9 protein-coding genes and 1 pseudogene are annotated in these 8,172 nt (G+C 41.5%); 8 read left to right on the top strand and 2 right to left on the bottom strand.

Annotated features, from left to right (window positions below; genetic code table 11):
* The 6 genes and pseudogenes from ADI58_RS11145 to pepF form a co-directional block, all read left to right on the top strand.
* Nucleotides 1-89, top strand: a pseudogene (locus ADI58_RS11145) (DUF3013 family protein); the annotation flags it as partial.
* 18 nt (nucleotides 90-107) lie between these two features.
* Nucleotides 108-1,175 (top strand): M50 family metallopeptidase, encoded by a 1,068-nt coding sequence (locus tag ADI58_RS05640; RefSeq protein WP_049521801.1) that lies wholly within the window; start codon nucleotides 108-110, stop codon nucleotides 1,173-1,175.
* 1 nt (nucleotide 1,176) lies between these two features.
* The gene (locus ADI58_RS05635) at nucleotides 1,177-1,605 is read left to right on the top strand and encodes an NUDIX hydrolase (RefSeq protein ID WP_049521800.1); all 429 of its coding nucleotides are present in this window, start codon (nucleotides 1,177-1,179) and stop codon (nucleotides 1,603-1,605) included.
* A gap of 137 nt (nucleotides 1,606-1,742) precedes the next feature.
* Complete coding sequence (gene prmA / locus ADI58_RS05630) at nucleotides 1,743-2,693, top strand: 50S ribosomal protein L11 methyltransferase (protein ID WP_080982484.1); 951 nt, start codon at nucleotides 1,743-1,745, stop codon at nucleotides 2,691-2,693.
* Nucleotide 2,694: 1 nt separating this feature from the next.
* Nucleotides 2,695-3,438 (top strand): 16S rRNA (uracil(1498)-N(3))-methyltransferase, encoded by a 744-nt coding sequence (locus ADI58_RS05625; RefSeq protein ID WP_049521798.1) that lies wholly within the window; start codon nucleotides 2,695-2,697, stop codon nucleotides 3,436-3,438.
* Between the two features lie 10 nt (nucleotides 3,439-3,448).
* Entirely contained in the window at nucleotides 3,449-5,245 is a 1,797-nt protein-coding gene (gene pepF, locus ADI58_RS05620; protein ID WP_049521797.1) for an oligoendopeptidase F, read from the top strand.
* A 168-nt stretch (nucleotides 5,246-5,413) separates the two neighbouring features.
* Here pepF and ADI58_RS05615 read toward each other — a convergent pair whose 3' ends face one another.
* Nucleotides 5,414-5,803, bottom strand: a complete 390-nt coding sequence (locus ADI58_RS05615) for a nuclear transport factor 2 family protein (protein ID WP_049521796.1) — start codon at nucleotides 5,801-5,803, stop codon at nucleotides 5,414-5,416.
* Nucleotides 5,804-5,953: 150 nt separating this feature from the next.
* On the opposite strand from ADI58_RS05615, the gene ADI58_RS05610 reads away from it, so the two are divergent.
* Both ADI58_RS05610 and ADI58_RS05605 read left to right on the top strand, forming a co-directional pair.
* Nucleotides 5,954-6,286, top strand: coding sequence for a winged helix-turn-helix transcriptional regulator (locus ADI58_RS05610; RefSeq protein ID WP_033676499.1), 333 nt, complete (start codon nucleotides 5,954-5,956; stop codon nucleotides 6,284-6,286).
* Nucleotides 6,287-6,297: 11 nt separating this feature from the next.
* The gene (locus ADI58_RS05605; protein ID WP_049521795.1) at nucleotides 6,298-7,089 is read left to right on the top strand and encodes a DUF2785 domain-containing protein; all 792 of its coding nucleotides are present in this window, start codon (nucleotides 6,298-6,300) and stop codon (nucleotides 7,087-7,089) included.
* Between the two features lie 107 nt (nucleotides 7,090-7,196).
* Here the strand turns inward: ADI58_RS05605 and ADI58_RS05600 are convergent, their stop codons facing one another.
* The gene (locus tag ADI58_RS05600; protein WP_000048147.1) at nucleotides 7,197-7,961 is read right to left on the bottom strand and encodes a (S)-acetoin forming diacetyl reductase; all 765 of its coding nucleotides are present in this window, start codon (nucleotides 7,959-7,961) and stop codon (nucleotides 7,197-7,199) included.
* Nucleotides 7,962-8,172: the final 211 nt, after the last annotated feature.

Below are 8,172 nucleotides of genomic sequence, written 5' to 3'. Positions count from 1 at the left end.
AATTCGTCATGGAATGGAACCAAGAAGTCTTTGAAGAAGGAAAAGTTGGCTTGGAAGAGGGAGAATTTTATCCTTATCCGAGATATTAGGAGTTGGTTGGAGATTTTATGAAGAAAATTGGGATTTATTTGGTTTATGTGCTAGCTGTTGTCTTTATTATGCTAGCTTTTGCTTGTGGAACCATCGCATTTGCAGAGTTGGGCTATTCTGCATTATTAGTTTTTAGTTTTGGTTATGCTTTTGCTTTTCTAAGCATGTATGTAATCTTGATTCTTCATGAGCTTGGTCATGCATTTTGTGGTTATCTGACAGGCTATCGTCTGGTGGCTTTTGGGTTAGGACATTTTATTTTGACCAAAAAGTTAGGCAGGTTTCATCTTAGTAGAACAGCCATTCTGAAAAATGTTGGTGCTCAATACATTGGTTTAAAAGAGGATGAAAGTGATCAAAGAATCATCCTGATGCTTTCAGGAGGCTTGATGGTTCATCTCAGCTTGATATTATTGGCGATAGTGTTTGGATTTTTGACAAGAAGCTGGTATTTTGCAGGGACTTGGATTTTTCTTAATTTGTCTTTCTTCCTAAATAACATTTTGCCAGTCGGCATCACCGATGGAGCAAAAATTTGGGAATTGCTACAACACCCTGAAAATACGAAATACGCCTACCTGATGTTGAGGCATTCTGCCCAGACCTTGCTAGCTCCTCAAGAATATGATTTAAAAGACTTTATCATGCCTGTTGATGAGGAGGTGAGAGGGAGTTTTGCAGAAAGTGTTCAGACTCTTCAGGGGTTGGTATTCATATTGGATGATAATATAGAACTTGCAAAGCAACAGTTTCAGTCTGTGTTAGATAAAACAGACAATCCAATGTCTAAAACTAGTTCTCAAATATACCTTCTTCAAGTTGCTCTGATGGAAGGAGATAATAAGAAGGCGGAAGAATATGCAAGTATTCGAGGAGTCAAATCCTTTTTATCTCTAAAAACAGCAGATATGCAGGTCATTCAAGCCTGGTATCAATTTAAGGTAAAGAAAGATGTAGTTCAAACTCACAAGGCTATGAAGGTTGCTAGACAGAAAATGAATAGCAGCCGGATGTTACGGGATGAGAAAAGATATTATGAAAACTGGTTAGCCGAGCTGGAAAAGGAATTAGCCGAAGGAGTCTAATATGGAAATAGAAATTTCTGATTTTACAGGATCTAAGATTGCTTTGATTTGTGGAGATGAGGTCTTGACTATCTTACGTGATGACAAGGACGATATCCCTTGTCCCAACATGTGGGAGTTGCCAGGTGGTGGCCGTGAAGGGGATGAAAGTCCCTTTGAATGCGCAGCGCGTGAAGTTTATGAAGAACTGGGAATTCATTTAAATGAAGATTGTTTGCTTTGGGGCAAAATTTATCCTAGCGTAATCTTTGAAGGCAAGCAATCGGTCTTTATGGTTGGTCAGCTAAGACAAGAACAATTTGACAATATTACCTTTGGGGATGAAGGACAGGCCTATAAACTGATGCCTATTGAGGAGTTTTTGAAGTCTAAACAGGCAGTGCCTCAGCTACAGGGGAGATTGAGGGATTATTTAAAAGTAAGTGATTAGAAAGGATGGTTCAGTTAAATTTCTAAACTGAACCCGCCCTAAACACGGTACCAAAAAGATAAACTTCTCTTAGATACAAACGTCTTCAGAGAGTTTCCTATTTTGGCTTTGTGTTTTACGGGCTTGGTATCTTAATGATGGAAACATGGCAAGAGTTAAAAGTTACAGTGAAGCGTGAGGGAGAGGAGTTGGTTTCCAACCTCTTGATTGAGTTAGGTGCCCAAGGGGTAGCAATTGAAGATAGCATGGACTATGTGGGAAATGTCGACCGCTTCGGTGAAATTTTCCCAGAGGTCGAGCAGCAAGAAGAAATCGTAGTGACAGCCTACTATCCTGATACGGTTGATGTAGCAACGGTTGAGTCAGATTTGCAGGCTCGTCTAGCAGAATTGACAGATTTTATGGATTTGGGAGAGGTCAAAATGGGGACTACTGCCTTGGCTGAGGAAGACTGGGCAGACAACTGGAAGAAATATTATGAACCAACTCGTATTACTCATGATTTGACTATCGTGCCGTCGTGGACAGACTATGAGGCGACTGCGGGAGAAAAGATTATCAAGCTGGATCCAGGTATGGCTTTTGGTACGGGAACCCATCCAACTACTAAGATGAGCCTCTTTGCCTTGGAACAGGTTCTTCGTGGTGGCGAGACAGTGCTAGATGTGGGGACTGGTTCAGGGGTTCTCTCCATTGCTAGCTCGCTACTTGGTGCCAAGGAAATCTTCGCCTATGACCTAGATGATGTAGCAGTTCGTGTTGCTCAGGAAAATATTGAACTTAACCCTGGAATGGAAAATATCCACGTTGCTGCTGGAGACTTGCTTAAGGGTGTTGAGATTGAGGCAGATGTGATTGTAGCTAATATCTTGGCGGATATTCTCATCCATCTGACGGAGGATGCCTATCGCTTGGTCAAGGATGAAGGCTACCTTATCATGAGTGGGATTATCAAGGACAAGTGGGACATGGTGCGCGAGTCGGCTGAATCAGCTGGATTTTTCCTTGAGACCCACATGATTCAAGGGGAATGGAATGCCTGTGTCTTTAAGAAAACCAAGGATATTTCCGGTGTGATTGGAGGCTAGCATGCAGCAGTATTTTGTCAAAGGGAGTGCAGTCTCTCCTGTCACTATCGAGGACAAGGAAACCAGCAAGCATATGTTTCAGGTTATGCGCTTGAAAGAAGATGATGAGGTTACTTTGGCCTTTGATGATGGAATTAAGCGCTTGGCGCGTGTGCTGGATGTGGAAACCCGTCAGTTTGAGTTGATCCAAGAATTGGCTGACAATGTGGAACTGCCAGTCCAAGTGACCATTGCATCCGGCTTTCCCAAGGGGGACAAGCTGGAGTTTATCACTCAAAAAGTAACCGAGCTCGGAGCCAGTCAAATCTGGGCCTTTCCTGCCGATTGGTCCGTTGCCAAGTGGGATGGCAAGAAATTGGGTAAAAAGGCTGAAAAACTAGAAAAAATCGCCCTTGGAGCAGCAGAACAAAGTAAGCGTAATGTTGTTCCAAGTATCCAGCTTTTCGAGAACAAAGCTGACTTTCTAGTCCAACTAGACCAGTTTGACTCTATCGTAGTGGCTTATGAAGAGTCGGCCAAAGAAGGAGAAGCCGCTGCGCTTTTACAAGCAGTTAGTGGCCTTGAAAAAGGAGACAAATTGCTCTTTATCTTTGGTCCAGAAGGTGGTCTGTCACCTGCAGAAATTGAGAGTTTTGAAGCTAAGGGAGCAGTCTTGGCAGGTCTTGGTCCTCGTATTTTACGAGCAGAAACAGCACCACTTTACGCTTTATCAGCCCTTAGTGTTTTATTAGAATTAGAGAAATAAGAGGAAGAAAATGGAACAAAAACACCGTTCAGAATTTCCAGAGAAGGAACTTTGGGATTTAACAGCCCTATACCAAGACCGTGAGGATTTCTTACGTGCGATCGAGAAGGCTCGCGAAGACATCAATCAGTTTAGCCGTGATTACAAGGGCAATCTTCACACTTTTGAGGATTTTGAAAAGGCCTTTGCGGAATTGGAACAAATCTACATTCAGATGAGCCATATTGGTAACTATGGTTTTATGCCTCAGACGACAGACTATAGCAATGACGAATTTGCCAACATTGCCCAAGCTGGGATGGAATTCGAAACAGATGCCAGTGTAGCCTTGACCTTCTTTGACGATGCCTTGGTGGAAGCTGATGAGGAAGTCTTGAATCGTTTGGGTGAATTGCCTCACTTGACGGCAGCTATTCGTCAGGCCAAAATCAAAAAAGCCCACTATCTGGGGGCTGATGTGGAGAAGGCTTTGACCAATCTCGGCGAAGTTTTCTACAGTCCACAGGACATTTACACAAAGATGCGAGCTGGGGATTTCGAAATGGCGGACTTTGAAGCTCATGGCAAGACCTACAAAAACAGCTTTGTGACTTATGAGAATTTCTACCAAAACCACGAGGATGCTGAGGTTCGTGAGAAATCCTTCCGTTCCTTCTCAGAGGGACTTCGTAAGCACCAAAATACGGCCGCTGCAGCCTATCTAGCCCAAGTCAAGTCTGAAAAACTACTAGCAGATATGAAGGGTTACGACTCAGTCTTTGATTATCTCCTGGCTGAGCAAGAAGTGAACCGTGCTATGTTTGATCGTCAGATTGACCTCATCATGAAGGATTTTGCGCCAGTAGCTCAGAGATACCTCAAACATGTTGCCAAGGTCAATGGTCTTGAAAAGATGACCTTTGCAGACTGGAAATTGGATTTGGATAGTGCCCTCAATCCTCAAGTGACTATTGACGATGCCTATGATTTGGTCATGAAGTCGGTAGAACCTTTGGGGCAGGAATATTGTCAGGAAGTTGCTCGCTATCAAGAAGAGCGCTGGGTGGACTTTGCTGCTAATAGTGGCAAGGATTCTGGTGGTTATGCGGCGGACCCATATCGCGTGCATCCTTATGTTCTCATGAGCTGGACAGGCCGTTTGAGCGATGTCTATACCTTGATTCATGAAATCGGGCATTCTGGTCAATTCATCTTTTCAGATAATCATCAAAGCTACTTTAACGCTCACATGTCGACCTACTATGTCGAAGCGCCTTCGACCTTCAATGAATTGCTCCTCAGTGACTACTTGGAGCACCAGTCTGACGATCCTCGTCAAAAACGCTTCGCTCTTGCCCACCGCTTGACAGACACCTACTTCCATAACTTTATTACCCACCTCTTGGAAGCAGCCTTCCAGCGTAAGGTTTATACCTTGATTGAAGAAGGGGAAACCTTTGGAGCAAGCAAACTCAACAGTATTATGAAGGAAGTCTTGACGGACTTCTGGGGAGATGCCATTGAGATTGATGATGATGCTGCTTTGACTTGGATGCGCCAAGCTCACTACTACATGGGCTTGTATAGTTACACTTACTCAGCAGGACTAGTCATCTCGACTGCGGGTTACCTTCATCTGAAACATTCAGAAACTGGAGCTGAAGATTGGCTCAATCTCCTCAAATCAGGTGGTAGCAAGACACCACTTGAGTCAGCCATGATTATCGGTGCGGATATTTCAACAGATAAACCACTCCGTGATACCATCCAGTTCTTGTCAGACACAGTTGATCAGATTATTGCCTACAGTGCCCAGTTGGGGGAGTAAATTAAAAGAGCCTGGGACAAAAGTCTAACCTTAAATAAAAAAAGCGAACAAAACGAGTTATCTGATACTCAGAATTCTGTCTTGTCCGCTTTTTTATCTAGTCTATTGCTTTAAAAAATTTATAATAAAAAATTCCTAAAATCAGAATTTTTTTCCCTGCCTCTTTAATTATCCCCAAAAGCTATCTTCTTCAGCTTGATCTGAAGAGAAGAGCCAAACTTCTTTGATTTTTCCGTATTCAATACGGAAGAGGTCAATCCCGTTCATATTGAGTTCAGTACCATCAGCACGTGTTCCAAGAAAAGTAACATTGGCTGCGATTAAATCCTTATTGTCAGAAACCCAATTTGTTACTACCTTAAAGGTTCCATTAGTTTTCTCAGCAAATGTAGCTAGGTGAGTTCCTAGCTTGTCCTTACCAACAACTGTACCAGATATACTATGAGTACCAGGTTGATGCCAGACAATATCGTCTGCCATCGTTTCAAAGACACCAGGAAAGTCACCAGCAATTAAAGCTTGGTTATAAGCGTTGAAAATTTCTAAGTTTGTTGACATATATATTCTCCATTTCTTTTTTATGATATAATTGTAACAGTTACAAACAAAAAAACAAGTAGACACTTTTTCGATAGCTAGTATCAAAAGTAGTACTATTATTGATACTAAAAGATAAATTTTTTTAAAAAAATAGAAAGAAGATATTTTATGACAAATAAAGTGAGTGAGTATGGTATTTGTCCATTTGCGACAACGCAGAGGGTTTTAACAGGGAAATGGGCACTGGTAATCATTTATCAGTTGAGTACGGGTACCAAACGATTTAAAGAATTGCAGAGATTATTGCCTGGGATTACTCAAACTATTTTGACCCGTCATCTCCGTCAATTAGAAAAGGATAAGATTGTTCAACGAAAGGTCTATGCCGAAGTTCCACCACGAGTTGAGTACAGCTTAACTGAAGTGGGGCAGGAATTCAGAGTTGTTTTAGATGCTGTCGAGAAATGGGGTCTAGATTATATCAAGTTGCTAGAAATGTAGAGGTATTGACCATGTATCAAGAGTTACTTAGAAAAATAGCAGAAGAAAAAACAAGTTATCATGAGGAGGAAATCCAGTGGCTGCTTGATCATTTGGGAGATCCTTCTCCAGAAATTCGCGATGATCTTGTTTTTACAAGCTTTGCTAGAGGGATTCAGGAAGAGCTATTTACACAGGAACAATTTCAGTTCATTGCTGAGGTGGTATCAGCTGATGGAGGACTAGATAAAGAGATTGATAAGGTAGGTCTGTCAACCCTTGAACGTTCTTTTAGGGCGCTTATTTATGCAAATCTCTTGTCTGCAGATGCCAACCAGCAATCGATTTTTTATCAGGAATTAAATGCAGGAATTCGTAATGTCCTTTTAAATCAAGGTTTGTACTATCTTTCGAAAGAAAAGGACACAACGGGTTTTTCAAGTCAGTATGGTTGGGTTCACACTTTTGCACATGGAGCCGATTTACTGACAGAGGTGGTTTGTCATCCAGACTTTCCTAAAAACAGAATTCATGAAGTATTTGACATACTTGGCCAACTGTTTAAAAGAATTGCGATTCGTTTTACAGATGATGAGGATTGGCGTTTAGCAAGAGTGATCTATGAACCTATTTTACAAGGGAAGTTGGAGCAAGAGCAAGTAGCTTCTTGGATAAAAACTGTTGACTTTCCGATAGAAGAAAGGGAAGATTTTTATAAATTCTCCAACTTCAGATCCTGTCTGTTGGAAGTCTATGTCCGACTTGACCAGAGAAATAGTTTACAAGATGACTTGAAAGAAGCTATCCAGTCTTTTCAATACTAGGGATTAGCTAATATTACTTTTTGAAAGAGTTTCTATTGTATTCTCCTAACTAATAATGAAAACTAATAAAAGAGGTTGAATCATTTTCCAACCTCTTTTTGTGTATCTTAATGGAATTGCATACCACCATCAACGATAATGGTTTGTCCTGTAATGTAGTTTGAATCTGGTCCTGCAAGGAAGCTGACGGCTGCAGCCACATCTTCTGGTTCAGATAGACGTTTTAGAGTAATATCTTTTGCAAATGTCTGCATACCCCATTCGTCATCTTTTCCTGCATTTTTACCGACTTCATGAGCGATATCGTACATCATTGGTGTTTTCACAATACCTGGTGCGTAGGCGTTAACAGTGATGCCTGAGTCTGCTAAATCACGCGCCAATGTTTGCGTAATTCCTCGAACAGCAAATTTTGTTCCACCATAAACAGTTAGATTTGGGTTACCGACTACACCAGCTTGAGAGGTTGCGTTGATAATTTTACCTCCGTGGCCAAGTGCTTTAAATTGCGCTTGTGCAGCTTGTGAACCCCAAATGACACCACCAACGTTGATACCGAAAGTGCGTGTAAATTGTTCCTCAGTAATTGTATCAAGAGGAGTAGTTGGAGCAACACCAGCGTTATTTACGACAACATTCAAATCACCAAAATGGTCAACAACCTTTTGAAATGCTTGTGCAACTTCGGCCTGTTTCGAAACATCGGCCACGACAGCGAAGGCATTCTCAGCTGATAATTCGGCAACAGCTTTTTCAGCTGTTTCAGGATTGTAGTCTAAGACTCCTACCTTAAAGCCATCTTGAACCAATCGTTTTGCGATTGCAAAACCGATTCCTTGACCTGCACCTGTGACAATAGCAACTTTAGACATATGATTCCTCCTTGGTATCCACGATACCATTCAAACGTTCATAAAAGAACAGCAAAGGTTTACAAATAAGCTTCGATAATGGGTTTTGTAAACCCTATCAAAACTACGCTATTAGTATACACCTTTGAAAAAAATGTTTCAAATAAACACTACCGTTTTTATAGAATTTTGTCCTGAAAATTTCCAAACAATTTTCTTGAAACCCTTTCCC

Source organism: Streptococcus mitis (assembly GCF_001074635.1).
Classification (GTDB): Bacteria; Bacillota; Bacilli; order Lactobacillales; family Streptococcaceae; genus Streptococcus; species Streptococcus mitis_E.
The sequence above is the reverse complement of the archived record's forward strand: the minus strand, read 5'-3'. Positions and strand labels throughout refer to the sequence as shown.